We start from the raw sequence: 26,218 nt of genomic DNA, 5'->3' as shown, positions 1-26,218 counted from the left end.
CGTTTAATGGGTAATTGGAGATTCAGGCAGTCATAAGAAAAAAGAAACCCTATTATGGGAAGAAGGAATCATACATTGTTTCAGACAACCATCTTAACAAAGATTTTGTAGCTTCCAAGCCAAATGAAAAATGGGTAACGGATATTACTTATTTAATTTTTAATGGTCAAAGACTGTATTTATCCGCCACAAAAGACTTATACAATAACGAAATTGTGGCTTACCAAGTAAGTCGAAGGAATGACCTAAAACTGGTCATGGATACCCTAAAAAAGACAAAGAAAAAACGGAATGTAAAAGGAATCCTCCTGCATAGCGATCAGGGTATCCAGTATACATCCCGCTAATATAACAAGTTACTTAGAAAAACTTGGCTTATCGCCAAGTCCTTAGCGAAAGCCGTAGTTTTTCTTATACTATAAACCATAAAAATTTTATACTTTCCTATAGTGTAAAAAAATATCAGATGAAAATAAGTATATCAAGAAAGGATACCTGTTGGGATAATGCTTGAAGCTGCTTTCCTTTTATTTCATATAAACATATTTACAACAATATATTCCACAACTATTTTTATAGATACTAACAGTTTAGTTTCTTCATAAATCCCAATATTTTCTCTGGATATTTACTACTTTATCGACAGCTTCCATTTGATTTGGATATAGTGACCCTTCATGATAACCCAAATCAAATGGATCGTCTATTCCACTAGCTTTTCCAGAGAAGGCTTCTAAAATCCTAAGTGTACAAAATGGAACATATGCAGTGCTGTACCCGCCTTCATGACAAGCAACTAACCTTCCGTTACAATGCTTTTCTGCCAGTCGTTTTATGCTTAGTGCCATATCGTAAAAGCCTGATGCAGTTACAAGCATACGTCCCAAAGGATCGAAACGGCTCGGATCCTGACCTGCTGATATGAAAATAAATTCCGGCTGAAACTGATCTATTATTGGCTCAACAACATGTTCAAATGTGTATTGATATCCTTCATTACCTGTTCCCGCTGGTAATTCAATATTAACGTTAAAACCCTCTCCTTCTCCTTCACCTGTATACGTAATTCCTCCACGGTTTTTCGGAAAAGTATTCTCCTGATGAATAGAAATAAAAAGCACGTTAGGATCCGTACGGAAAGCACTTTCTGTTCCGTTCCCATGATGTACGTCCCAATCTAAAATTAAAATTCGGTTTGTACCATACTTTTTGCGCAAATATTTTGCACCAATTGCAACATTGTTAAACAAGCAAAAACCCATTCCTTTTTCGAATTCAGCATGATGACCCGGAGGACGAGTGAGAGCATATACATTTTTCACTTCTTCTGTCATTACTGCGTCAACGGCAGTTAGTGCGCCCCCTGCTGACAATAAGGCAATTTCGTATGAATTTGGACCAACAAGTGCACGTACTCCTGCATCTCCACCACCTGTTTCACTTAGTTGCTTGATCTGTTCAATATATGCTTGTTCATGATTCATTTCGATTTCCCGTAGTGTAGCTGATCTAGGTTCGATCTGCTGAAGCTGTTTGATAAATTTCGAGCGCTCAAGTAAATTTTTAACACGTCGTTTCGTTTCTGGATTTTCAGCATGTGTATCCTCTTGAATCCAACCACCGGCACTCAGATTTAATGCTCCGTTTCCAGTTTGATGCCAAAAATAACTTTCATCACAAATAAACCCTGTATGTTTCATCGCAACCCCTCCGTTTTTCACGAAATTCCGTAGAAATGTATCATTCACCACAGCTGCTTTGATATTAGATTAGTAGTTCATTATAGGTTAAATTACAATAAATAGATAAAATTGTAATACAATTTAAAAAATAACAAATATTATCTATATAGTCAACTCTATTATTTAGTTAAAGCTCAAAAAAATCATAGTAGCTACATGTCTTTGCCACAAGCCATAACTTAGTATTCCAAGATAAACAAAATTAATATTTTTTATTTATTTTTTTAAAATAAAAATATTGATCTAACCACTAACTTTTTTAGTACCTAGGTGTTACCAAGAATTAAAAGTTTTATTTTTCATTTAACACGTAAACACATTAAGGAGATACCATCCCTATTCATTAGCTCAGTATGACGATAGAATAGTCCCATTGATACTACACGACGAAAAGAAGTTTTACAAAATAAAGTGAAACTTCATTCAGTAGGAGTTTTCTTCCATGTCCTACTGAATGTTAGTACCTTAATGGTATGACCTAAAGGCCCTTGAACGAATCGGGCATTTAGGTGCCGTTTTCTCCCACTTAGACCCTTTTGTACCAACTCAGGCTCTTGAAGTGGAAGTCTTCCGGCGCCTTACATACGGGATAAACTTAAATGCTCGTACCTTGTCAAATAAATGGGTAACAAGCGAACGCTTCATTATCCATAATTAAATATTAAGTTTGAAAGCACCAGACATGTTGAAATGACAATTGTATGGGCCTTTAATAGACCAGCCGGTTTGATTATTAATTAAAACCTAAAATTTTTCCCATCTTGCAATCTATTTCTTGAAACCAGGTAATTTTTTATTCGTAAATAAGGTATATGTGAGAAAATATTATTAACTTGGAGGTGGAGACTTTATTTCTATAGTGAACTATATATTTAATTAGAAATAGAAAAATTTACTAAATTTTTCTAGCCTTACATACAAGAATATGATAAATTAATAACATATTTGCCTATACTCTACATAAGTTTTAAAGGGAATCAGTTATTTTGTAATTATTTTAAATGTTCTTTATTCAAGTAGGCGAATGTACAATTTTTTAATTGGAGGTATTAAAATGAAACGTACTGGTGAAATAATCTTTACGGTTATTGGGATGGTAATCTTTGGTTTAATGGTCTTGGGAGCGGCCAGCTTTCTATTCGCTGATAATGCTACAGTAGAACAGCTAATAGAAGAAGTCATGCAAAAAACGCCAGAAACTGACTTAAGTGCTGAAGAGGTCACTGCCGCTCTTGAAAGTGGAGCTACGACTTTATTAATTGTATCAATTGTTGGCATTGTTTTAGGAGGAATTTCTATCTTTTTACTGATAGGAAATAAAAATCCCAAAATTGCTGGGATCATACTGCTTATTACCGCAGTATTAGGTACTGTTCTAACGGCGTTTTATGGACTTTTTGCCGGTGCTGCCTATTTAATTGCAGGTATCATAGCCCTCGTGCGTAAAGAGAAGCAAATGGTAGCGTAATTTTTGCTTATGAGCATGAATAGTCTTGCTATATATTAAGCAAGTACTACATTTATAAGCTACGGGAAGTAAGCATCTTAATTTGGTTACTTCCCTTTATTACGTAGTTGGGAATCCGTATGATAATTAATTCTACTTCAAAGCATAGTATTTAAAAACCTTTCTTTAAGAGGATGTTCAAAAAGCCCCAGAAGAAATAACATATCGGATTTCCACTGGCATGGGATGGAGTTTCATGAAAGAATCAAACTAATCATGTTCAAATGTATCACTCTGCTGCTCGAAGTTACGCCACCTTGGACTTCCCGATTCTTTTTAGTTCCTTTTTGAACACGCTCTTTAACCTTATTTAGCAATTCATCATATTGTACTTCTTCCCAAAACCTTTAAATACGCATCCTTCTTCAAGCTGCTTACTGGCTGTAAATGTAATTTCATGCTTTTTTCTCGCTTTATCATAGCCAATTAAACTGTATTCATAATCTCCTGTATCAAGTTGGCTTTCCTTGTTCATTAATTTAAACAAAAATATTTGTTTTAGACAAAAAAGGGGCAGCTTATCAGCAAGTTCGTTCTTTACTAAACCTGTAAAAGTTATGATGGATATAGCAATAATTGCTAAACAAATTACTAACATAAACAAAAACATTCGAGATCATATTTCTTCATGTACATTTCCTCTTTTTGCTTTAGTAAAAAAAAACTCATAAATAGTACCTATTTATATATCTTGTCAATATTGTAAGATTAGAACAAAATCACGAACAAACTGAAGAACTTCTAACAAGATAAAGTGAAACTTCATTCAGTAGGAGCTTTCTTCCATCTCCTACTGAATGTTAGTACCTTAATGGTATGACCTAAAGGCCCTTGAACGAATCGGGCATTTAGGTGCCGTTTTCTCCCACTTAGACCCTTTTATATCAACTCAGGTCTTGAAGTGGGAGTCTTACGGCACCTTACATGCGGGATATAAGTGAAGGCTTCATTTAAGGAGTGCTTTTCTCTTTGAATCAGTAGATCAAAGGCTGAGTTCGCAACCTCCTTGTCTCGATGTGTCGTTGCCAGAGTTTTTTCTATGTACATCAAGAAGTCTTTCTCGTTCTTAAAAAAGAAGAACACTTTTTCTGCGTGCGATGTCTATTAAGTAGCTTTCCTTGTTCTGTCTCCCAAACAAATTAAGCGTTTAGATCCCTTTTAGCTCCCATTTACTTCTATCCTCCATAACTTTAACTTTTGAAGTACCCCTTCATGCTGGATAAAGAAAACATGCCCCTGCCGACACCTAAGCGACAAGCCCGCTTTTAGTCGGCCTTCCTTTAGGTTCGAACCGTAAGTATATGATCGAAGTTTGTACGGATGTAGGATTGGGAGCGCTGAATCTAGAAGATGCTAAAAATATCCCCTATGTAAAACAGAATACAGAATATAATTTCCTAAACTATAAAAAGCACAGGGAAGCATTCCAGCTCCCCTACACTTTTTCACTGTTTTAAAACGTGATTAGAAAATACTTTTTCTTTCCTCTTCGTATTACTGTAAAGGTTTCCTCAATTCTATCCTCTGCTTGCAGTGTATATTGTGTATCCTGTTGACGCTCACCATTAATGTAGATCGCACCATTTGTAATATCTTCCCGCGCTTGTCTTTTCGATGGAGAAATGTTTGCCTGAACCAGTAAATCAACTAAACCGATATCTTTTGTTTCAGCCTTAAAGGTAGGAACATCTTTAAAGCCTTGCTTAATATCACTGGCAGATAGCTCTTTAATATCCCCGCTGAATAAAGAAGCTGATATTTTTTGTGCTTGTTTTAAAGCTTCTTCGTTATGAACTATTCGTGTCATCTCTTCTGCTAATCGACGATGGGCAACACGTTTTTCTGGACGTGTTTTTATTTCATCTTCTAATTTAGCTATTTCTTTTTCTGAAATAAACGTAAAGTAACGGAGAAACTTTATAACATCTCGGTCATCTGTATTTAACCAAAATTGATAGAATTCATACGGTGATGTTTTTTCCGGATCAAGCCAAATTGCTCCTCCCGCAGTTTTTCCGAACTTGGTTCCATCTGCTTTCGTAATTAAAGGAACAGTTAAACCAAATACATTTATTTCCTCGCCTTCTTTTCGAGTACGACGAATTAATTCCATGCCAGCAGTAATATTACCCCATTGGTCACTTCCACCAATTTGTAATGTGCAGCCCTCTTCTTCATATAACTTCATGTAATCAAGTGATTGTAAAATCATGTAACTAAATTCTGTGTAGGTAATACCTTGTTCAATCCGTGCTGATACTGACTCCTTTGCCAGCATATAATTAATACTGAAATGTTTACCAGCTTCTCTTAGAAAATCAATAACCGTCATACTAGCCAACCAATCATGGTTATTTCTTGCAACAACTGGATTTTCTCCCTTGTCAAACTCAAGGATACGGGCAATCTGTTGTTTAATCTTTTCACTATAACCTTTTACAACTTCGCTTTCATTTAAAGAGCGTTCTGTATTTCTTCCACTTGGATCACCTATCATACCTGTTCCTCCACCAATAAGAGCAATCGGTTTATGACCAGCCTTTTGGAAGCGTTTCAGCATAATAATTGGTACTAAATGCCCAATATGCAAGCTATCTGCTGTCGGATCGAATCCACAATATAATGTTACTTCATTTTCAGCAAGATGCTTTTCTAAGCCCTCACGATCAGTGACTTGATTAATTAAACCTCTCGTTTCTAAGTCCTGTAAAATATCCATTTTTACTGCCTCCGTTATATACAATTTTTTAACTCAATTATCATTTTAAGAACTCTATCAAAAAACTACGTCTGTAAATTAGAAAACTTTGCGGCACAACCCTCTGGCGAAGTCAAGCTGCTAGTTACACTTAAAAAACAATTATGCTTCAAATAAACCTCTGCGCAAAAAATTGTACTCTTGATACATAATTAGAAAAACTTGGCTTGTCGCCAAGTCTTTATGGCGAAAGCTATAGTTTTTCTTATACTATAAACCATAAAGTTTTATAATTTCCTATAGTACAAAAAAACTCCTCCCCTCAAAAAGGGACGAGCTTACTTTTACACGCGGTACCACCCTTGTTGCAATATGAATTGCCACTCGGTATTGATAACGGTGTTTCCACCGTTTCTTTATCCAAGAAGTGTTGGGGTTAATACAAAAGACAGCGCCATAGCCATCTTCCATTTAATATAACTTCTTTGATAACAGAAAATGCTCCAGAATGTAATTCGTTTTACAAATATGACATAGCTTGCACCACCCGCTAGTTCTCTGAAACAGGGATTTGTAAAACTACTTCGTTCCTTCTTAGCAGTAAATGTCCTATTAGTATATATCTATACCATATCTTTTTGGTAAAAGCAATAATGAAACAATAATTTATTTCGAACCGATTATGGATTATGCTATAATAAGAAAGAATTTAGGAGGGTAGATATGAATTGGAAAGAAAGACTCCGTACGTATATAAATAAATGGAAACCCCGTATGCAAGTGGAAGATATGTCCTTTCAATCTTTCCTTGTAAAATGGCAAGAGTTATGGAAAGCAGGTAAAATCCAACGTGTTTCACGAATATCCTATAGCGTTATTTGGAATATTATTTTATTTTTTCTAATTGTAGGTTTAATTGCCTGTTTTTTTGTAGTTGGTATCGGAACTGGTTACTTTGCTTCTCTTGTAAAGGACGAACCAGTACGATCTTTTGCCGCTATGAAGCAAGATATTTACAACTACGAGGAAACATCCAAACTGTATTTTGCTGGAGGCACATATATCGGAAATTTACAATCAGATCTTTACCGTGAAGAAACAAAGCTGGATAAAATCTCACCATCTTTAATTGACGCGGTAATTGCAACGGAAGATGAATATTTCAAAGAGCATAATGGAGTAGTGCCTAAAGCAATTTTACGGGCCATTTTACAGGAAGTGCTTAATACAGAGACAAAAACAGGGGGGAGCACATTAACCCAACAGCTTATTAAAAACCAAATTTTAACCGATGAAGTATCTTTTGAACGAAAAGCAAAGGAAATTCTACTTGCGTTGCGTTTAGAACGCTTTTTTGAAAAAGATGAAATATTAGAAGCTTATTTAAATATTGTTCCCTATGGCAGAGACGCCTCTGGAAATAATATTGCTGGTGTAGAGACAGCGTCCCAAGGAATATTTGGTATTTCGGCAAACGAACTTAGTCTTCCTCAAGCTGCTTACTTAGCAGGGTTGCCGCAGAGCCCATCCGTCTATACACCGTTTAAAAATGATGGTAGTTTAAAGAGTAAAGAGTATTTGCAATTAGGAATCAAGCGGATGAAATTCGTTTTAAAACGAATGTATGAATCAAACGATATAACTAAAAAGGAATATGATGAAGCAATTAACTACGATATTACAAAAGATTTTACTAAAGGTTCAGCATCTCCTATCGAAAAATACCCTTATTTAACCTTTGAAGTTGAAGCAAGGGCGTCTGAAATACTTATGAAACAGCTTGCAAAAAAAGACGGCTATACGATGAAGGATTTACAGAAAAATGACGACTTAGAAAAAGAATACCGTGAAAAAGCTGACCGTGATTTGCGAATAAATGGGTATCATATTCACACTACAATTAATAAAGATATATATGACGCGATGCAGAAAGTAGCAAAAGAATTTCCATACTATGGTCCAGATCGAACATTTTTAAAAAAGGACCCGGAAACCGGAGAAACAAAAGAAGTAACAGAAAAAGTACAATCAGGAAGTGTGCTAATTGAAAATAGCACTGGAAGAATTATCAGTTTTGTTGGCGGGCGTGGCTATTCCGAAGAAAATTCGATTAACTATGCTTCAAATCAAGTAGCACGTTCGAATGGAAGTACCATTAAACCTTTATTGGATTATGCTCCAGCAATGGAAGAAGGAATTATTCAGCCTGGAAGTGTGCTTGCAGACTATCCAAAATCGTTACCTGGTTGGCAACCCGGTAAACCAAGCAACTATGGTGGAGGAAACTATGGATTAGTTTCGGCAAGAACAGCGCTAGCGTATTCCTATAATATTCCAGCTGCTGAAATCTATTCAAAAATCATCCATTTAAATCCAGCGAAAAAATATTTAGAAAAAATGGGATTTACGACATTAACGGAAAATGATTATATAAATCCTTCCTTATCTATTGGGACAATGAACGCTACCATTGAAGAGAATGTCAATGCTTTTGCTACATTTGGTAACAATGGAAAATTTGCTGACGCCTATTTGATTGAAAAAATCACCACGAAAGATGGTAAAGTTATTTACGAGCATAAAACAAAGCCGGTAACCGTGTTTTCACCACAAACGACTTATTTAACTGTTGATATGATGCGTGATGTTCTTACAAATGGAACGGCTGTTTATGCTAATTCCCAATTAAAGTACCGTGGTGTCGATTGGGCTGGTAAAACCGGTACATCGGAAGATTATCATGACGCTTGGTTCATAGCAACCAACCCAAATGTGACGTTTGGAACGTGGATAGGTTATAACACTCCTTACCCATTAAACAAGGCAAATATGCCCTTAACATATAGCCAAAGAAATATCAAATTATGGGCTGAGTTAATCAATCGGGCAACAGATGTTGACCCTAAATTATTAGCGCCATCTGCTCCATTTAAACGCCCAGAAGGAATTGTACAACGCAGCTATTGTGCAATATCAGGCTTACTTCCATCTAAACTTTGTGAAAAAGCAGGGTTAGTTAAAACAGATCTATTTAACAGCAAGTATGTGCCGACCAAAGTTGATGATAGCTTGATCTCAACAAGTTATGGGTTTGCCTTTAATCCAGAATTTTTAAAGCGCAAAGGCTATGATAAATTAAGTGATCTAAGCATTTTGTTTCCGCGCACAGAAAGAGAGAAATGGGAAAGAATTGGTCGAAAAACAAATGCTTCTTATGATAACAAGAATAAGGTTGAACATAGCAAAAGAAAAAAGCAAATAACGAATCCGCCGAATAAACAGCATCAACCTGTTAAAAAAGATGTTCAAAAAAAGAAACAGCAAACGAATGAACAAGAAAAACCAAAACAACAGGAGTCAAAACAAGAAGAACAAAAACAACAAGAGGAGCAAAACCAGACAGACCAATCTAAAGAAAAATCTAATAAAGAGACCGAGAAAAACTCCAATACAAATGAAGAAGCAAATAAAGAAAATAATGTAACCAATAATAATAATTAATTTTCTATAAGCTTGCGATTGGATTCGCAAGCTTATATATTTTTAATTAGAAAAACTTAGCTTGTCGCCAAGTCTTTAGCGAAAGCTGTAGTTTTTCTTATACTATAAACCCTAAAATTTTATGCTTTCCTATAGTATAAAACAAACCACATCTAAACTGTTTAAATGATATTAAGATAATTAGAAATATTTGTTGGAAATACTTCACAGATCTTACTAAAAATTCTGACCTTGTTGTTGTATAATTAAATGTAAGCGTATTACATGACAGGTGGTGGGCCGATGAAACATGAAAAGAAGTATCATTCAATTAAAAAAGAAACAAAGAAAGGAACTATTATTATTGAAGGTCCTTTAGCGGCTGAGGAATTAAAAAAGTATAACTTTCACAAAGATTTAACAGCATTTCGTCCAGCTCCAAAACAATTCGAAGCTATTATTAATATCTCTACATTCCCTGAAGGACGTATTATTGCAGCTAGGACTAGTGACACCATCATAGGGTATGTTACATATTTACATCCTGATTTGTTGGAACGCTGGTCGGAATTCGAAATGGAAGAATTAATTGAACTTGGAGCCATTGAAGTTGTACCGGAATATCGCGGGGAACATATTGCTTCTAGCTTATTAGAAGTATCCATGATGGATGAATTTATGGAAAACTACATTATTATTTCAACGGAATATTATTGGCATTGGGATTTAAATGGAACAAAGTTAAGCATTTGGGAGTATCGAAAAGTAATGGAAAAGATGATGGCTGTTGGTGGCTTAGTTCCAGCACCTACGGATGATCCGGAAATTATTTCACATCCGGCTAATTGCCTAATGGTACGAATTGGTAAAAATGTTTCAAAAGAGTCGATAAAACGTTTTGATACATTGCGTTTCTTAGGTCGACATAAATATAGCAATTTGCAGGAGGGGTTTTAATATGCTTGTCGAAGAAATTATGAAAACAGAGGTAATTACTCTACCTCCTACTGCAACGATTAAACAGGCATTGTTCTTGTTAAATAAGCATAAGATCCGTCATATTCCTATTATAAATGAGCATCATCAAGTAATAGGAATTGTCTCGGATCGAGATGTTCGTGATGCTAGTCCATCTATATTTGAAACAGATGATTCTAATCCGGCTGAGTTAGAACACGAAATTCAGACAATTATGAGCCACCCTGTAGTAACGATTCATCCTTTAGATTTTGTCGAGGAAATAGCCAGGATCTTTTACGATAAAGAGATTGCCTGCTTACCTGTGGTAAGAGAAAAAAACAGGTTAGTGGGTATCGTTACAGAAAAGGATATGCTGTATACGATGATTCAATTAACAGGAACTCATGTCCAAAGCTCACATATTGAAATTAAAGTACCAGATCGTCCAGGAATTCTACCAGCAGTAACAGCAATATTTGGTAAAAGGAGAACAAATATTGTTTCTGTACTCGTCTATCCGTATAAAGGCGACGCCGATTATAAGGTATTGGTCATCCGTATTCAAACAATGAATCCACTTCCAGTTATTCAAGATCTTCGAGAGGCCGGTTATGCACTCCTTTACCCTAATAATACGGTGGGGTTGAATCAATGACATGTACAGCTAAATATATATTTTCTGAAGATTTGCTTCATTATCACTTTCATAAAGACCACCCTTTTGATCAAAAACGAGTGTTATTAACAACAGAGCTATTACAATATGCCGGCCTGCTCAATGATAGCGATATTGTACCTCCGCGAAAAGCGACCGATGAAGAAATTAAACTTTTCCATGATCACGCCTATGTTGAAGCTGTAAAGCGGGCTAGTAAGCAGTCTTTACCAGAGCAAGAAGCTGTTGAATTTGGCTTGGGAACAGAGGATACTCCCATATTTCCAGATATGCATCATGCATCAGCCTTCCTTGTCGGAGGAACGTTAACTGCTGTGGATGAAGTCTTAAGTGGACGTGCTAAGCATGTATCCAATCTTGGCGGTGGTCTTCATCATGGATTTAAACGCAAAGCCTCGGGTTTTTGTATTTATAATGATGGGGCAATAGCGATACGGTACATACGGGAAAAATATAACCTGCGTGTCTTATATGTAGATACTGATGCCCATCATGGTGATGGCGTTCAATGGGCTTTTTATGATGATCCTAACGTTTGTACTTTCTCGATCCATGAAACAGGGAGATATTTATTTCCGGGAACAGGCAATGTTAATGAACGGGGAATTAAAAAGGGGCACGGATATTCATTTAACCTCCCAGTTGACGCATTTACAGAAGATGAATCTTTTCTTTGTGTTTTCACCACTGCATTAAAAGAAATTGCAGCATTTTTTAAACCAGATATTATTGTTTCCCAAAATGGTGCAGATGCTCATTGCTATGATCCATTATCACATTTATGCTGTACAATGACTATCTATGAAACAATTCCCCAGTTAACTCATCAATTGGCACATCAATATTGTAATGGAAAATGGATTGCACTTGGCGGAGGCGGCTATGATATGTGGAGAGTTGCCCCGAGAGCTTGGGCACAAGTATGGAATGTAATGCATCTGGGACTACCTGCAAGTGGACCATTACCCGAAAAATGGATAAGCAAGTGGAAGGAGAAAAGCCCTGTTGCTTTACCGACTCATTGGGAAGATGATCCAAGCATTGTACCTTATATACCAAGAAAAGAAGAAATATCCGAAAAAAACGATATCTCCTTACGTCAGTTGCTTAAATATACGACATTGAATACTCCAGCTGATAAATAATAGCAAACTTATACTACAGTTGCACCTAGATCTTTGAAAAACACTCAAAGATCTAAAGGTGCATTTTTTGCTATCTAGGAAACGGTATCCACTTCTACATAATGAATTCTATCGTTACAAACAAAAACAGATTACTGTCACATATCAAAGTTTTAAAAGACGCGAAAAAGGATACCATCGTTATCAATTAGTATCCTTTTATTATTACTCCCTGTCTTTCTTATTATTTGCTTTACTATCTTCCAAAATTATAATTTCCACTCTGCGATTTTTACTCCAATTGGCTGGAGTAGTATTAGGAGCTACCGGCTGTGTATCGGCGTAACCGACTGAAGAAAACCGTGATTTATCAAAGTCATTCTTTTCTAATAAGTAACGGATTACACTACCAGCTCTTGCTCCTGATAACTCCCAATTAGAAGGATATCTATAGTTGGAAATTGGTCTACTGTCTGTATGACCTTCGACGTGAACAGGATTAGGAATATTATGTAACAAAGAGCTTATTTTATTTAAGAACGGTTTAGCTGATTCTAAAATAGTTGCATCTCCAGAATTAAATAAAATACTATCCTGTAAAACAAGCTCTACCCCTTGGTCGGTACGAGTTGCTGTGATCACATTATTCAACTCATTTTCATCCAAATATGCTTCGACTTCATGCAGCAATTGATCGAGTGAAGAAACTTCACCATCAGCTTTCTCGTCTCGAGCTGTGTTATCATCAAGCTGTGTTGGCGTTTCAAATTCATTGGATAGTTTCCCGCTTTCTTCATCGCTTGAATGCTCAGTAGGATTATCCATTTGTATGGCTGATGGATAGAAGTCAAAAATCATCCGATTACGAAATGATTCAGAAATAGCTTCAAACTTTACCAAATCGATTTGAGACATAGAGAATAACAACACGAAGAAAACCAAAATAAGTGTAACCATATCTGAGTAGGTGACCATCCATTTAGGAGCACCTTTTTTCTCAGATCTTCTAATTTCTCTACGCCTCATGGAAGCTCTCCTCCACAAACTCAGCATGTTGTTCAACGGTTTGCTTTGCTTTTACCTCATTAGAAAGGAAAGCACTCAATTTTTCTTCTAATATTCTTGGGTTTTGTCCTGATTGTACTCCAATGACACCTTCAATAATAACTTGTTTAATAAACACCTCTTCTTCGGTTTTACTTTCTAATTTACTCGCCATTGGAATAAACACTAGATTAGAAAGAACCGTACCATAAAGTGTCGTAAGTAAGGCTACTGCCATACTTGGGCCTAGGTTGGCTGGATCTTGTAAGTTATTGAGCATAAGTACAAGCCCTACCAGTGTCCCTATCATTCCCCAAGAAGGTGCATATTCGCCTGCTTTTTCAATCAACTGTCGACCTCGATAATGTCTATCCTCTACCGCAATTATTTCTGCTTCCAGAATATCCTTGATAACCTCAGGTTCTATACCATCTACTGCAAGCAGAATACCTTTTTTGATGAATGGATCTTCCACTTCTTCCAATTCATTTTCTAAAGCGAGTATCCCCTCACGTCTAGCACGTTCTGACAAATGGACAAACAACTCAATTAATTGCGGTAGCTGCTGATCGTTTTTATGAAAAGCTTCACTTAGTACTTTTCTTGTAAGCTTAATCTGTTCAAATTTAAAGTTTATTAGCATCGAAGCGATTAAGCCACCAATAACAATAAAAATCGATGACAAATCCAAGAATAAATTTGCTGCGTCCGAAGCGCTGCTATTTGTTAGAATAGCAAGCATAATCATTATAAAACCCATGGTAATGCCGAAAGGAGTTAATATATCGCGTTTTCTCATGGCTCTCTCTCCTCAAGAATAGAAATAATTTATCTCTATCTTTTATATCGGCAAACTAATTTATTTTGTTGAGTTTCTTTTTTCAATTCGATGTGGTAATACAACCTTTTTATCTTGAACTTCTTCTTTATTCATATACTTTGTTAACAATCGCATAGCAACTGCACCAATATCATACATTGGTTGTACAATTGTCGTTAATGTTGGACGTACCATTGTTGCTAAGCGTGTATTATCAAAACCAAATACTTCTATATCATCAGGAATGCGATAGCCTTTGTCCTGTAAACCATGAATAACGCCTAATGCCATTTCATCAGAAGCAACAAAAATAGCAGATGGTTTTTTGTTCTCGTCTATTAATTGGTTTACTGCTTCAATTCCGGAATTATACGAATAATCTCCTTTTACAATCAGTGACTCATCAACGGTAAGTGATGCTTCGCTTAATGCGCGAGCATAACCTTTATATTTCAATTGATTAATATGTGTTTCTTCTAACCCAGAAACAAATGCGATAACTTTATTTCCTTGTTCAATTAAATAATTTGTAGCCTCATATGCTGCTTGTTCATAATCGATGTTTACTGAGGGCATTTCATGATTATCATCATACGTTGCTGCCAATACAACCGGTACAGAAGAGCTTTTAAATTGCTTAATATGCTGTTCCGTAATATTTCCGCCCATGAAAATAATACCATCAACTTGCTTTTCCAGCATTGTGTTAATCAATTGAATCTCTTTATCCTCATTTTGATCAGAATTACTTAAGATCATATTGTATTTATACATCGTCGCAATATCCTCTATACCTCTTGCTAACTCAGCAAAAAAGATACTTGAGATATCTGGAATGACTGCTCCGACAGTCGTTGTCTTCTTACTGGCTAGCCCTCTAGCCACAGCATTAGGTCGATAGCCTAATCTTTCAATGGTTGCTAACACCTTTTTTCTTGTTGTTGGTTTCACATTTGGATTCCCATTCACTACCCGGGAAACCGTAGCCATTGACACGTTTGCCTCTCTTGCTACATCATATATTGTAACATTCATACATTTTCCTCCTAAAAATTGTAGTTATAGATATCGTTCTCCATTTTCTATATAATACTCTACAATGAAAAAATTTTCAAAGCAAAAAAGGCCAAGACTTATAATTGAGCCTTAGCTTTTCTATTCTGAATGTTTCGGTAATTACGGTTGTGTAGTAAAAATTCTCTCTCTGTAGATTTATAATACCTGCTTATTTCATGCGCTCGGTCATATCCTTCATCTGTTCCATGAACTGATGGAAGGTTGGGATATCCATTTGCTGAGCTGAATCAGATAATGCAACTGCAGGATCCGGATGCACTTCTGCCATGACTCCATCAGCTCCAATTGCAATTGCCGCCTTTGCAGTTGGTAAAAGTAAATCTCTTCTTCCTGTAGAATGAGTTACATCAACCATTACAGGTAAATGGGTTTCTTGTTTTAAAATCGGAACTGCGGAAATATCAAGCGTATTTCTGGTTGCCCGTTCATATGTTCTGATACCTCGTTCACACAATATAATATTTGGATTACCTCTAGAAATAATATATTCTGCTGCATTGATAAATTCAGAAATCGTTGCCGACAATCCACGTTTCAAAAGTACAGGTTTATCAACCTCACCAGCGGCTTTTAATAATTCAAAGTTTTGCATGTTTCGTGCACCGATTTGAATAACATCTACATAGTCGAGTGCTAACTCAATATGAGCTGGATTTACTATTTCACTGACCACTGCTAAATCATGTTCTTTTGCAGCTTTTTTTAATATTTCTAATCCCTCAACACCTAATCCTTGGAAATCATACGGTGATGTTCTTGGTTTAAAAGCACCTCCACGTAGTAATTTCACTCCATTTTCCTTGACCGCTTTTGCAACTGCAGCTACTTGCTCGTAACTTTCAACCGCACAAGGCCCCATTACAAACTGAACATTCCCATCCCCAACTACGGCATCATTTATATGAATCACCGTATTTTCTGGTTTTTTCTTTCTGGATACGAGTAGTGCTTTACGATGATCATCCTCTTGTAATTCTAAGCTAGCTTTAAAAATTTCTTTAAAGATATGTTCAATAGTCGCATTTTCAAATGGACCATCATTACTTGAAGTTATTTTATCGAGCATATCTCTCTCACGCACAGGGTCAAATCGCTTCATACTTTGCTTCGTTTTGATGTCCCCGATTTGCTGCACTAACTTAGCTCGTTCATTAATTAATTCCAGGATCTGTATGTTAACTTCATCCAAACGATCCCTGACTTGGTCAAGCTTATTCATCTTCTATTCCCCCTACGCCTAGGATTTTTAATAATTAGTGAATATTATAGCTAATTATTTTTTCTTTGTCGATAAAAATGTCAATTTCATGTATAATAATGCGTATTCATAACCTAAAGCTATAATACTGTTAAACTAATTGCCCAAAAGTGAAACTATATACACAAGGAAGTGCTTTTCTCCATGCCAATGCTAGCTGAACCACTAGGGCAGTTTGGTATACTCGTATTTACATTACACAAAGCATTGTTACGGAAAAATTTACGGCAGCATAGAGACGGGATAAAGCGAAACTACACTCGCGAGGTGTCTCTTTTTTAGTAGAAGAAGGTCAAAGGCTATTTTTTGGGTTGACGAATAATAAACTTAATAGAGTTAATATTTCATAGACAATTGTTTTATAATATAATGTGTAATCGATTGTTCCATGTTTCGTTTCTATAACATATATTTATCTATCATTTTCTATGAAAGGATATTTTGCATATGAAAGACGTCATATTTGCCTTAGATATTGGAACGCGTTCTGTGACAGGTATTATTTTAAAACAGCTTGATAATTACTATGAGGTCATTGATTATTGTATGCTGGAACATCAAGACCGTTCTATGCGTGATGGACAAATTCATAATGTAGTTGCTGTAGCTGAAACAATCGCGCAAGTAAAATCACAGCTTGAAGCTTCTTATGGTCCGTTAGAAAAGGTTTGTGTCGCTGCTGCGGGAAGAGCATTAATTACGATGGAAGCATCAGCATCGATTGAATTAAAAGATGCCCCTATTTCTAATGAAGAAGCGATGAAACATTTAGAGCTAAGTGCTGTTCAAGCTGCACTGGAAAAGGTCAGTGGAATTCACAATAAAGCGAATTACTATTGTGTTGGCTACTCTATCCTGCATTATTATATCGACCAGCAAAAAATCGGATCATTGATTGATCAGCAAGGAGATGTAGCAAGTGTCGATATTATTGCTACATTTTTACCTCGAGTCGTTATTGAATCATTATTAGCCGCCTTAGCCAGAGCAAATCTAGAAATGGAAGCCTTAACGTTAGAACCAATTGCTGCTATTCATGTCCTTATTCCCGAATCTATGCGGAGATTAAATGTTGCCTTAGTTGATATTGGTGCAGGTACTAGTGATATTGCTATAACCAATTATGGAACAGTAGTAGCCTATGGAATGGTTCCTATTGCTGGAGATGAAATTACGGAAGCAATTAGCGATACTTACTTGTTGGACTTTCCTATGGCAGAAGCAGCTAAACGTGCAATTGTTGATGCAAGAGAAGCCAACGTAACTGATATTCTAGGATTTGAAACAACGATAAGTTATGAAACATTAGCAAAGGACATTGCGTCAGCTGTTGATAATCTCGCTTCCCAAATAGCTGAAGAAATCTTAACATTAAATGCGAATCCACCTAAAGCAGTTATGCTTGTAGGCGGTGGAAGCCTAACCCCAACCATCACAACGGCAATAGCAAGAAAGCTACAGCTTCCGGAAAATCGTGTTGCTATTCGTGGCATCGAGGCTATTAAGCAACTAAATCCTAGTGAAAAGTTACTTAGTCGCCCTGATTTTGTAACACCAATCGGAATCGCTATCGCAGCTAAACAAAAGCCCGTTCACTATGTTAGTGTAAAAGTGAATGAACAAACAGTACGACTATTTGAAATGCGTACCCTAACTGTAGGTGACTGTCTCATTCAAGCTGGAATAAATATTCAAAAGTGGTATGGAAAGCCTGGATTGGCATCCATTGTAACTATAAACGGAAAACAAATTACCATTCCCGGGGAATTTGGTGAACCACCAAAAATTACTTTAAATGGAAGCACCGCTTCTGTAAATGACCATATAAAAAATGGAGATCAATTAGAGGTCACAAAGGGAGAAGATGGACAAGCCGCAAATGTAAGTATTCACGAATTGCTTGGTGAAATATCTCCATTAAAGATCTATCTAAATGACAATATACATAAAGTACATCCAGTATATATGGTTAATCAACAACCAATGTCAAACGATTATATCGTTAAAGATAAAGATGTTATTCAATGGTATCAACCAAGTCGTCTAGAAGAAATAGTAAAGCTGCTCTCAACGGAGAAACTAAGCGAACTCAAGCCGTTTACTATTTATATTAACGGAAAAAGCGTACAACTAAAAAGCAGCGAAACTCAAGTATATGTAAATGGTCAAACAGCAGAATTAAGTCAACAGTTATTTACTGGTGACCATATCCAAATTAAGCATGCAAATCAGCCTAAAGTAATAGATTATTTCAAGCAAGAAAACAAGGAATACTTTCAAACAATCACCGTGTTTTTCAATGGAAAGCAAGTTGAGTTAAGAAATCCATTATACATTATCAAACGAAATGAGACTATAGTGGATGAAAATACCCGATTATATTCAAATGACAGAATTGAATTACACCCTATTCAAAAGAAGGATTTTATATTTCAAGATGTGTTTAAATATGTTGATTTAGAGCTTTCTAAAAAAAGCGGGAAATTTGATGTCCTTAAGAATAAACAGCCGGCAAACTTTCATGATCCGATTCAAACCGGCGATGAGTTGGAAATCGTCTGGTAACCATCACTCGTAACAAGCTGGTAATGTCTAGATAGCATGTCTGGGTAAATTCTTATACTCTTCTACTGCCAGTAATGTGTTTTCAAATAAAGAGGGAAAAGAACCGAGGTCTGTTAAGATGTCCTTGAAAAATCGCATGTATTGTGATCAAACCACACTAAGTCCTTCCAAAAAGAAACACATTTTTAGAATCCTTGATATATCGTTGCTGATCCTTGTCCTGTTAAGCGCCGCCAGTTGTATGTCCTGTGAAGGGGAAGTGGTCTCGGATAGAGAAATGCATGTGAAAAACTGAGGTACAGAAAGTCATAACAAGGAGTTGGTTGGAAAAAGTTAATGAAAAGAAAAGCAATGATCTCGTACCCATTTTCATGGTTAAGGATCATTGCTTCTATAGATATTTTGAACAAGTAGAAATATGTGGCTAAAAATAAATCATTTGACAGTCCAGATATCATTTCAGAAAAATTATTTACCCTTTTTTTCCATTTCTTCGGCTGCTTCTTCCATTGCTTCAGCAACTTCCTCTGCAGCTTTTAAAGCTTCATCTTCTTTTTTGCGCTTATCTTGCAACTTTGATTGAACATTCTTCGTCAGTTCCTTTGTTTTTTCTGATGCTGCCTTCGTGATCTGGGAAGTAGAGTCCATAGCCTTTTTCTTAAGTTCAGAGCCAGTTGTATATGCTTTATCTTTCCAACTATAACCCTTCTCCTGTACGGCATCTTTCCATTCATACGCTCGAAGTTTAGCTTGCTGGGCTCCACTATTAATGTCCTCACGCAGTTCTTTACCTGTCTTTGGAGCAAATAATAATGCAGCTAAAGCACCAACGGTAGCCCCGATAAATGTTCCGATAATAAAGTCTTTCGTATTGAATTGATTATCTGACATATGGTTTCCTCCTAATCATTATTCATTTGCTTATTTTCTTCCACAACTCCATTAATGCAGTTCCCCATTTAATCGTCTGAGATGTTTTTTCGGGATCTTTATCTGCAGCTCGTGCCACACTATTTGTTAATTGCTTTAAGGATTGATTAAAGCTATGAAGTGTCTCACCAATACCTTTAGCACCATCAAATAAACCATTTAATTTACTTGATTTTTGATTCATATCATCTGCAAGCTGATTTGTTTTATTTAACAATTGGTTTGTTTCTTCCGTTATCCCCTGCATTTGTTGATCTAAACTGGATAATGTTTCCGCTACGTTATGTAACGTCTCCCTAGCAGCTTTTAATGTAATAACGATATACACCACCAGAACAACAAAAGCGATTGCTGCTATAATTGCTGAGATATATCCAAGTATTTCCATTTGTTTACAACTCCTTCGTAAAACTGCTGTTTAGCTTATCCTGTGCAATTTATAAAAAAATAGACTTTATTAGATACTTTTTCTGAGTTTTCGTCATATAGCAGTTTTTAATACATACCCATAAATCAGGCTTTTAAAACTACTCATCTCTAACAAAATAAATGAACAAATAGTTGGAGTAGTCTTTACATAACAGTTCGACAAAATTTACAAAATTCCTTTATTATCTATTAGAAAAACTTGGCTTATCGCCAAGTCTTTATGGCGAAAGCTATAGTTTTTCTTATACTATAAACCATAAAGTTTTATACTTTTCTATAGTACAAGAAAAAATAACTTCTAAAAGAGAACTCATTTATCGTTAAACCTATTGAACAGATGGTTGTCGCAGTTTAAGTTTATCCTAGCATTAAATCTTATGAAGACCAAATCAACTCCAGCGCTAACCTGAATAGTATCTTAACACATATACAACACTGCCTGTCCGCTCAAAATTAATTAGAGTCAACACCTGGTACTTAAATGTTATTTTGCAGTATGATATTTATTCACTTACTTATACTAAAAACTAAAACTTTAAGCCATATTGAAATAAGAAAATCACAGTTTCCACTACTAACCAAAATGTGGTGCAAATACAATATATGTATTTTGTCAATAAAATGAAAGAGCCTGCTTTCCTATCGTCAGACTCTCTATTAATTATAGGCTACTATTTGATTGCAACTGTTTCTTCGTAAGCCTGTTGAAATTTCTGAATATCTCCAGCACCCATAAAAATAAGTACACTATCCGTAAATTCCTTCAGTTCTTCCGTATGAGACAGCTTTAAAATAGAGCTCTGATTAATTAACTGTTGTAAATCATCAATGGTAAGCTGACCTGTTTCTTCTCTTGCAGAACCGAAAATATCACAAAGAAAAACACGATCAGCTTGAGATAAGCTATCTGCAAACTCCTGCAGGAAAGCTTTTGTTCTTGTAAATGTATGCGGCTGAAAAATTGCTACAATTGGTTTATTTGGGTATTTCTTTCTTGCTGATTCAATCGTAGCATTTATTTCACGTGGATGATGTGCATAATCATCGATAAGTATTTGGTTGTTCATTTGTTTTTCTGAAAATCTCCGCTTAACTCCAGTAAAAGTAGCTAGATGCTTCATATGTTCAGCACCAATTCCTTCATAATGACAAATAGCGATGACCGCTAAAGCATTTAATACATTGTGGTTTCCATACATGGGAATCGTAAAAGTTTCATAATACGTATTACGGACAAACACATCAAAAGTAGTTCCATTCTTCGTTTCTTTAATGTTTTGCGCTTGAAAGTCATTTGTATTCGCAAACCCATAGTATACGACTGGAACCTTAGCTTGAATCTGTTGTAATTGTTCATCATCTCCACAAGCTATAATTCCTTTTTTAACTTGTTCTGCCATCGACTGGAACGCTGCAAACACATCATCAATACTTGTAAAATAATCCGGATGATCAAAATCAATATTTGTCATAATTGCGTAATCTGGCTCATATTGTAAAAAATGCCGACGATATTCACATGCTTCAAACACAAAATATTCGCTGTCTACATGCCCTTGTCCTGTACCGTCGCCTATTAAATACGAAATTGGAAATGAACTGCTTAAAACATGGCTGAGTAAACCTGTAGTAGATGTTTTCCCATGAGCTCCGGTAACTGCAATACTCGTGTACTGCTTTAACCATTCTCCCAGAAATTCATGATATCTGTAAAATGTTACACCAAGTCTTTTTGCTTCCTTGATTTCAATATGGTCATCGGAAAAAGCATTTCCAGCTATAACAGTATAATCTTTCTTAATGTTGTTTTCTGAAAAAGGGTAGATCGGAATATTTTTCTCTTCTAGTGCAGCCTGTGTAAAAAAACGTTTTACTATATCAGAACCTTGCACTTTTTCTCCTGAATCATAAAGAATTTGTGCAAGTGCACTCATCCCCGTTCCCTTTATACCAATAAAATGGTAAGTTGTCATAAAAGAACCTCCAAATTGACGTAAAAAAGATTCACATATCTTTTTAGCTATACTCATTGATAGCTGTTTCTTATTATAGCAAATACAAATACGGATTAAAATAAAATCTACAAAGGAAAAAAAGATTCCTTCTTAATCTCTGTTTTGATCAATATACGGAACTCGTTCTAAGCGAGGATTTGGACGATGTCGTCTTCCCTCTTTTGCTTCTGGTGTGCCATTTAACAAAACATTATCCCCAGTAAAACCAATATTAAGCTTAAGCAAGCTTCTACCTACACCATACATATCAACTGGTACGCCTAGCTTTTCAAATTGAATGATACGTTCTTCTGTAAAACCGCCACTAGCCATAATTTTTACATGTGTATATCCTTCCTCATCTAATGCATTTCTTAATGCAAAAATAAGTTCAGGATTTACCCCTCTTGGATCAAACGTTCCCATTAAATGGTGATTTCTTAAAAAATATTTATCGACAAGCGTGCGAGATGTATCCAATCGCACTGATTTCAACTCACTACCAAAGGCTTTTGCGACCTTCAAAGAATCAGTAATAACATCATTATTATAGTCAACAAGTGCTGTTAGCTCATCTTCAGGAAACAATTCGTGATATGCTTTACAAGCAGCAACAACATCTCCACGAAACATTTGAATTAAAGCGTGAGGCATCGTTCCCATTCCTTCTTTTCCCCACCACTCATTCATTGCATGCGTTGCTTGGGCAGTCGACCCGCCAATAAATGCCGCATAGCCATCACCAGCTTGTTGCGTATAATGGTCGTCACGATCTCCCATAAAAATAACAGGCTTTTGTTTCCCTGAAGTTCGCGCAGCTTTTACCACATTGTATACATTCGTAGCTACAGATGTTCTTCTCGAAAGGATTCCATCAATAATCCCCTCTAAATAGCCAAACTGATGATATGCTCCAGATACTGTTAGAACTGATTCATATGGTCTAATTTTGTCTCCATCCTTCAGCGAGTAAATCTCCAATGTTTCAGGGTTATCTGCAAATGTATGTAGTAAAGCAATTGCTTCATCTGTTCCACATAAAACAGCATCATTCTTTTGAAAAAATTGCATGGTGATCTGGTTATCAGGTAACTTTTTCTCTGCTATTTCTTTCGTTTTTAAAAAATAGACAGCAGAAAACCAGCCTTCTTTGATCCGTTCATCGAATTTGAATGTTCTATTCGTTAAACGATCAATCTTACCCTTTAGTTTTTGCTCAATTTCTTTCATAATGTTTGTTTTCTCCCTTAGTATGTGATCATTAAACATATCATATAAAAAATTTTGATAGGAAACAAGAATTACTATTCTACCTTCATACAAATATTTAATTAAAATAGAGAAATTCCATCCTTCCTGTTCCCCTGCTACTAATACAATAGACAGGAACATCTAACCCTTTAATTATCAACATAATAGTTATAGCATATCTTCTACTTGGGATAAAGTAACTAAAACTTCCCGAGGTTTACTGCCATTTTGTCCGGAAATAATGCCACGAGCTTCCAGTGTATCAATTAATCTAGCAGCTCGATTGTACCCTATTTTGAAATGACGTTGCAACAAAGAAGTGCTTGCACTATTTTGTTCTAAGACAAATAAAATAGCATCTTGTAAAAGTTCATCCTCTTCTTCTTCACTAGCAACTTGCTTTAAGAGTTGCTCTTGCTCAAATAAATAGTTTGGCTCTGCCAGCCCCCTTACATAATTTGCAACTCGATCAATTTCTTCATCTGATACAAATGGTCCTTGAAGGCGAACACTTTTTCCAGTGCCATTTTCAATAAACAACATATCCCCTTTACCTAAAAGCTTTTCTGCTCCACTGGTATCAAGAATGGTACGAGAATCTACTTGAGAAGATACACTAAAGGCTATTCGTGTCGGGATATTCGCTTTGATCAAACCTGTAATTACATCTACAGAAGGACGCTGTGTAGCTAATATTAAGTGAATTCCGCAAGCTCTTGCTTTCTGAGCAATTCTACTTATGGCATCTTCTACATCTTGAGGAGAGATCATCATAAGATCAGCTAATTCATCGATAACAATAACGATAAATGGAAGTTTATCTTGTGGCTGATTTTGTCCTTCCATTTTTTCATTATAGCGCTCAATATCTCGAACTCCTTCATGAACAAATTTTTCATAGCGTTCTTCCATCTCTGCAACAGCCCACTTCAATGCTGCTGTTGCAGCTTTCACATCCGTAATAACAGGGCTCACAAGATGTGGAATACCATTATAAGGAGCAAGTTCAACCATTTTCGGATCAATCAGCAAAAATTTCACTTCGTCGTAACGAGCTTTATATAATAAACTGATTAATATTGTATTAATGCAAACACTTTTTCCTGAACCGGTTGCTCCAGCTATTAATCCATGTGGCATCTTCTGAATATTAGTAATTAACGGCTTTCCTTCTATAGTTAACCCCAAAGCAATTGTCAATGGAGAGGAACTTTGTATAAATTCCGCTGTTTCAAAAACTTCCTGTAATCCGACCATTTGCGCTTTTCGATTAGGAATTTCAATACCGATTGTGTTTTTCCCAGGAATTGGTGCTTCGATACGAATGTCTTTTGCAGCCATATTCAATTTTAAGTCATCACTTAAATTCTTTACTTTGCTTACTTTAACCCCTAGTTCCGGATGAACCTCAAATCTCGTAACAGAAGGTCCTTGCGTAACATTTACAACTTTTGCCCTTACATTAAAATACTTTAACGTTTGTTCAAGTAGTCGTTGCTGTTCTTGCATCCACTGAGTGTCATCCGTTCGACCTTTATTCATATCATTTAACAAATGAATGGGAATAGCTTTTCTCTGTTGATAAACAGCTTCTTTTGCGGTGTTATTTTCCGGATTTGCTTGTTTTTCTTTCTTTTTATGATCTATATTCTTTCTTGTTCTCTCAAATAAATTTTTCTTATCTCTTGGTGTCATCATTACGTTGTAAGGAATAGACCCTCCACTGCTTTTACGAAACTCTCTTTGGTTTGAAGCTTTTCTTTTTGACGATTGATTGATTGTTGGATTGTCAAGTCTTTTCTGTTGTTCTGTATCTGCCACAAAAGAATTGTCGTTATCCTCATCTGTTAGTCTTTCCATATTTTCAGACGGTTTAGGCGTTTCGTTTTTTAAACTCTCGTCTTGTACAACATCATCTACTACTGTGCCCGTAACTGCTAGCTGCTCTATAGCTTTCTTTTCTTCCCTGACTGTCTTTTTAGAATCGTAAACAGTAGTTTCTTTTTTTCTCTTATAAGCAGGAATCCTTTCTATTGTGTCCCTTTTATCATCCCGAGGACCAAATCCATATATGGGTGATGGAACTTCCGTTGGTCGAAACGGCGTGTCTGGATCCTTTTTATACACTTTTGTTTCTTTGTTTTCACGGTGACTGAATCTCTGTCGTTGATCATATGTTGAATCTGTTAATCTTCTTCTTTGAAAAGCTGATGCATCATAAGACAAGCTTTCTTGATAAGCTGACGCCGCCGGCTTATCTCTGTTACCTAGTTCCCTTTTCTGTGTATCTCTCTTATCTACGTAACTATCACGATTCACACTGGATCGATCCAATAGTTCCGACGACTGGTTTTTATCTTCTTTCACATCCGGAATAACAGGAAAACGAAACGGTTTTTTTGCAGGATATTGATACATCATTTTTGCCTCAAGATGAGATTTCTCTGTATGTTGTTCGTACTTTTCATGCTGTTCTTCCTCGTTGTCTGCAAAAAGACGTTTAATTATTTCCTTCCAATGATCCCACATATTTACTCACTCTTTCCATTATCTTACTCTTTTATTTTAGCAGGCATATTTAATATTAAAACCATGTAAACCTAACTTACCATTCCAGCTAATTTTTTTCAAAAAGAAAAGTAATCTAATATATCACAGTTGTG

General features: G+C 36.0%; 19 protein-coding genes and 1 other annotated feature. Of the genes, 7 read left to right on the top strand and 12 right to left on the bottom strand.

From position 1 onward, the window contains the following. The first annotated feature begins 14 nt into the window (after window positions 1-14). Window positions 15-347 carry a DDE-type integrase/transposase/recombinase gene (locus KQI21_RS16610; RefSeq protein ID WP_216482239.1) on the top strand — a complete coding sequence of 111 codons (333 nt, stop codon included), beginning with the start codon at window positions 15-17 and terminating at the stop codon, window positions 345-347. 252 nt (window positions 348-599) lie between these two features. On the opposite strand, the gene KQI21_RS01450 is transcribed toward KQI21_RS16610, so the two are convergent. Next, window positions 600-1,700, bottom strand: a complete 1,101-nt coding sequence (locus KQI21_RS01450; RefSeq protein WP_216482238.1) for a histone deacetylase-like amidohydrolase — start codon at window positions 1,698-1,700, stop codon at window positions 600-602. A 1,096-nt stretch (window positions 1,701-2,796) separates the two neighbouring features. Between KQI21_RS01450 and KQI21_RS01445 the strand changes: the two genes are divergently transcribed. Beyond that, on the top strand, window positions 2,797-3,210 hold the full coding sequence (locus KQI21_RS01445; RefSeq protein WP_216482237.1) for a DUF4064 domain-containing protein: 414 nt from the start codon (window positions 2,797-2,799) through the stop codon (window positions 3,208-3,210). 349 nt (window positions 3,211-3,559) lie between these two features. Here the strand turns inward: KQI21_RS01445 and KQI21_RS01440 are convergent, their stop codons facing one another. Then, window positions 3,560-3,847: a YxeA family protein gene (locus KQI21_RS01440; RefSeq protein ID WP_216482236.1), complete on the bottom strand. Its 288-nt coding sequence runs from the start codon at window positions 3,845-3,847 to the stop codon at window positions 3,560-3,562. An 855-nt stretch (window positions 3,848-4,702) separates the two neighbouring features. Next, complete coding sequence (gene tyrS, locus KQI21_RS01435) at window positions 4,703-5,968, bottom strand: tyrosine--tRNA ligase (protein ID WP_216482235.1); 1,266 nt, start codon at window positions 5,966-5,968, stop codon at window positions 4,703-4,705. Between the two features lie 304 nt (window positions 5,969-6,272). Next, window positions 6,273-6,552: a binding site (T-box leader), on the bottom strand. Window positions 6,553-6,736: 184 nt separating this feature from the next. Between tyrS and KQI21_RS01430 the strand changes: the two genes are divergently transcribed. The 4 genes from KQI21_RS01430 (at window position 6,737) to KQI21_RS01415 (ending at window position 12,208) form a co-directional block, all read left to right on the top strand. Further along, entirely contained in the window at window positions 6,737-9,448 is a 2,712-nt protein-coding gene (locus KQI21_RS01430) for a transglycosylase domain-containing protein (RefSeq protein WP_253291263.1), read from the top strand. A 282-nt stretch (window positions 9,449-9,730) separates the two neighbouring features. Next, window positions 9,731-10,384, top strand: a complete 654-nt coding sequence (locus KQI21_RS01425; protein WP_216482234.1) for a GNAT family N-acetyltransferase — start codon at window positions 9,731-9,733, stop codon at window positions 10,382-10,384. 1 nt (window position 10,385) lies between these two features. Beyond that, window positions 10,386-11,042: an acetoin utilization AcuB family protein gene (locus tag KQI21_RS01420; protein ID WP_216482233.1), complete on the top strand. Its 657-nt coding sequence runs from the start codon at window positions 10,386-10,388 to the stop codon at window positions 11,040-11,042. Further along, window positions 11,039-12,208 carry an acetoin utilization protein AcuC gene (locus tag KQI21_RS01415; protein ID WP_216482232.1) on the top strand — a complete coding sequence of 390 codons (1,170 nt, stop codon included), beginning with the start codon at window positions 11,039-11,041 and terminating at the stop codon, window positions 12,206-12,208. Before KQI21_RS01420 ends, KQI21_RS01415 begins: the two co-directional genes overlap by 4 nt. A gap of 204 nt (window positions 12,209-12,412) precedes the next feature. Here KQI21_RS01415 and motS read toward each other — a convergent pair whose 3' ends face one another. From motS to KQI21_RS01395, 4 genes are all read right to left on the bottom strand, one after another. Further along, a complete protein-coding gene (gene motS, locus KQI21_RS01410) occupies window positions 12,413-13,213 on the bottom strand; it encodes a flagellar motor protein MotS (protein WP_216482231.1) in 801 nt (266 codons plus the stop codon). Then, window positions 13,203-14,030: a flagellar motor protein MotP gene (gene motP, locus KQI21_RS01405; RefSeq protein ID WP_216482230.1), complete on the bottom strand. Its 828-nt coding sequence runs from the start codon at window positions 14,028-14,030 to the stop codon at window positions 13,203-13,205. Before motP ends, motS begins: the two co-directional genes overlap by 11 nt. A 60-nt stretch (window positions 14,031-14,090) precedes the next feature. Then, window positions 14,091-15,086 (bottom strand): catabolite control protein A, encoded by a 996-nt coding sequence (ccpA, locus tag KQI21_RS01400; RefSeq protein WP_216482229.1) that lies wholly within the window; start codon window positions 15,084-15,086, stop codon window positions 14,091-14,093. Window positions 15,087-15,276: 190 nt separating this feature from the next. Next, complete coding sequence (locus KQI21_RS01395; RefSeq protein WP_216482228.1) at window positions 15,277-16,347, bottom strand: bifunctional 3-deoxy-7-phosphoheptulonate synthase/chorismate mutase; 1,071 nt, start codon at window positions 16,345-16,347, stop codon at window positions 15,277-15,279. Between the two features lie 486 nt (window positions 16,348-16,833). On the opposite strand from KQI21_RS01395, the gene pilM reads away from it, so the two are divergent. Continuing rightward, on the top strand, window positions 16,834-18,951 hold the full coding sequence (gene pilM, locus KQI21_RS01390) for a pilus assembly protein PilM (RefSeq protein WP_216482227.1): 2,118 nt from the start codon (window positions 16,834-16,836) through the stop codon (window positions 18,949-18,951). Window positions 18,952-19,419: 468 nt separating this feature from the next. On the opposite strand, the gene KQI21_RS01385 is transcribed toward pilM, so the two are convergent. The 5 genes from KQI21_RS01385 to KQI21_RS01365 form a co-directional block, all read right to left on the bottom strand. Next, window positions 19,420-19,842 (bottom strand): YtxH domain-containing protein, encoded by a 423-nt coding sequence (locus tag KQI21_RS01385; protein ID WP_216482226.1) that lies wholly within the window; start codon window positions 19,840-19,842, stop codon window positions 19,420-19,422. A 22-nt stretch (window positions 19,843-19,864) separates the two neighbouring features. Then, window positions 19,865-20,269: a DUF948 domain-containing protein gene (locus KQI21_RS01380; RefSeq protein WP_216482225.1), complete on the bottom strand. Its 405-nt coding sequence runs from the start codon at window positions 20,267-20,269 to the stop codon at window positions 19,865-19,867. Between the two features lie 712 nt (window positions 20,270-20,981). Further along, window positions 20,982-22,283, bottom strand: coding sequence for a UDP-N-acetylmuramate--L-alanine ligase (gene murC / locus KQI21_RS01375; RefSeq protein WP_216482224.1), 1,302 nt, complete (start codon window positions 22,281-22,283; stop codon window positions 20,982-20,984). A 132-nt stretch (window positions 22,284-22,415) separates the two neighbouring features. Beyond that, on the bottom strand, window positions 22,416-23,534 hold the full coding sequence (locus tag KQI21_RS01370; protein WP_216482223.1) for a nicotinate phosphoribosyltransferase: 1,119 nt from the start codon (window positions 23,532-23,534) through the stop codon (window positions 22,416-22,418). 189 nt (window positions 23,535-23,723) lie between these two features. Further along, the gene (locus tag KQI21_RS01365) at window positions 23,724-26,084 is read right to left on the bottom strand and encodes a DNA translocase FtsK (protein ID WP_216482222.1); all 2,361 of its coding nucleotides are present in this window, start codon (window positions 26,082-26,084) and stop codon (window positions 23,724-23,726) included. Window positions 26,085-26,218: the final 134 nt, after the last annotated feature.

The sequence above is a fragment of the Virgibacillus proomii genome (assembly GCF_018916875.1).
In the GTDB taxonomy this organism is placed as follows: domain Bacteria; phylum Bacillota; class Bacilli; order Bacillales; family Amphibacillaceae; genus Virgibacillus; species Virgibacillus proomii_B.
The sequence above is the reverse complement of the archived record's forward strand: the minus strand, read 5'-3'. Positions and strand labels throughout refer to the sequence as shown.

Excerpts from the sequence above, each read along its gene's own strand:
- KQI21_RS01450 (WP_216482238.1), bottom strand. The coding sequence starts at position 1,700 with ATGAAACATACAGGGTTTATTTGTGATGAAAGTTATTTTTGGCATCAA.
- KQI21_RS01445 (WP_216482237.1), top strand. The coding sequence starts at position 2,797 with ATGAAACGTACTGGTGAAATAATCTTTACGGTTATTGGGATGGTAATC.
- KQI21_RS01440 (WP_216482236.1), bottom strand. The coding sequence starts at position 3,847 with ATGTTAGTAATTTGTTTAGCAATTATTGCTATATCCATCATAACTTTT.
- tyrS (WP_216482235.1), bottom strand. The coding sequence starts at position 5,968 with ATGGATATTTTACAGGACTTAGAAACGAGAGGTTTAATTAATCAAGTC.
- KQI21_RS01430 (WP_253291263.1), top strand. The coding sequence starts at position 6,737 with ATGTCCTTTCAATCTTTCCTTGTAAAATGGCAAGAGTTATGGAAAGCA.
- KQI21_RS01425 (WP_216482234.1), top strand. The coding sequence starts at position 9,731 with ATGAAACATGAAAAGAAGTATCATTCAATTAAAAAAGAAACAAAGAAA.
- KQI21_RS01420 (WP_216482233.1), top strand. The coding sequence starts at position 10,386 with ATGCTTGTCGAAGAAATTATGAAAACAGAGGTAATTACTCTACCTCCT.
- KQI21_RS01415 (WP_216482232.1), top strand. The coding sequence starts at position 11,039 with ATGACATGTACAGCTAAATATATATTTTCTGAAGATTTGCTTCATTAT.
- motS (WP_216482231.1), bottom strand. The coding sequence starts at position 13,213 with ATGAGGCGTAGAGAAATTAGAAGATCTGAGAAAAAAGGTGCTCCTAAA.
- motP (WP_216482230.1), bottom strand. The coding sequence starts at position 14,030 with ATGAGAAAACGCGATATATTAACTCCTTTCGGCATTACCATGGGTTTT.
- ccpA (WP_216482229.1), bottom strand. The coding sequence starts at position 15,086 with ATGAATGTTACAATATATGATGTAGCAAGAGAGGCAAACGTGTCAATG.
- KQI21_RS01395 (WP_216482228.1), bottom strand. The coding sequence starts at position 16,347 with ATGAATAAGCTTGACCAAGTCAGGGATCGTTTGGATGAAGTTAACATA.
- pilM (WP_216482227.1), top strand. The coding sequence starts at position 16,834 with ATGAAAGACGTCATATTTGCCTTAGATATTGGAACGCGTTCTGTGACA.
- KQI21_RS01385 (WP_216482226.1), bottom strand. The coding sequence starts at position 19,842 with ATGTCAGATAATCAATTCAATACGAAAGACTTTATTATCGGAACATTT.
- KQI21_RS01380 (WP_216482225.1), bottom strand. The coding sequence starts at position 20,269 with ATGGAAATACTTGGATATATCTCAGCAATTATAGCAGCAATCGCTTTT.
- murC (WP_216482224.1), bottom strand. The coding sequence starts at position 22,283 with ATGACAACTTACCATTTTATTGGTATAAAGGGAACGGGGATGAGTGCA.
- KQI21_RS01370 (WP_216482223.1), bottom strand. The coding sequence starts at position 23,534 with ATGAAAGAAATTGAGCAAAAACTAAAGGGTAAGATTGATCGTTTAACG.
- KQI21_RS01365 (WP_216482222.1), bottom strand. The coding sequence starts at position 26,084 with ATGTGGGATCATTGGAAGGAAATAATTAAACGTCTTTTTGCAGACAAC.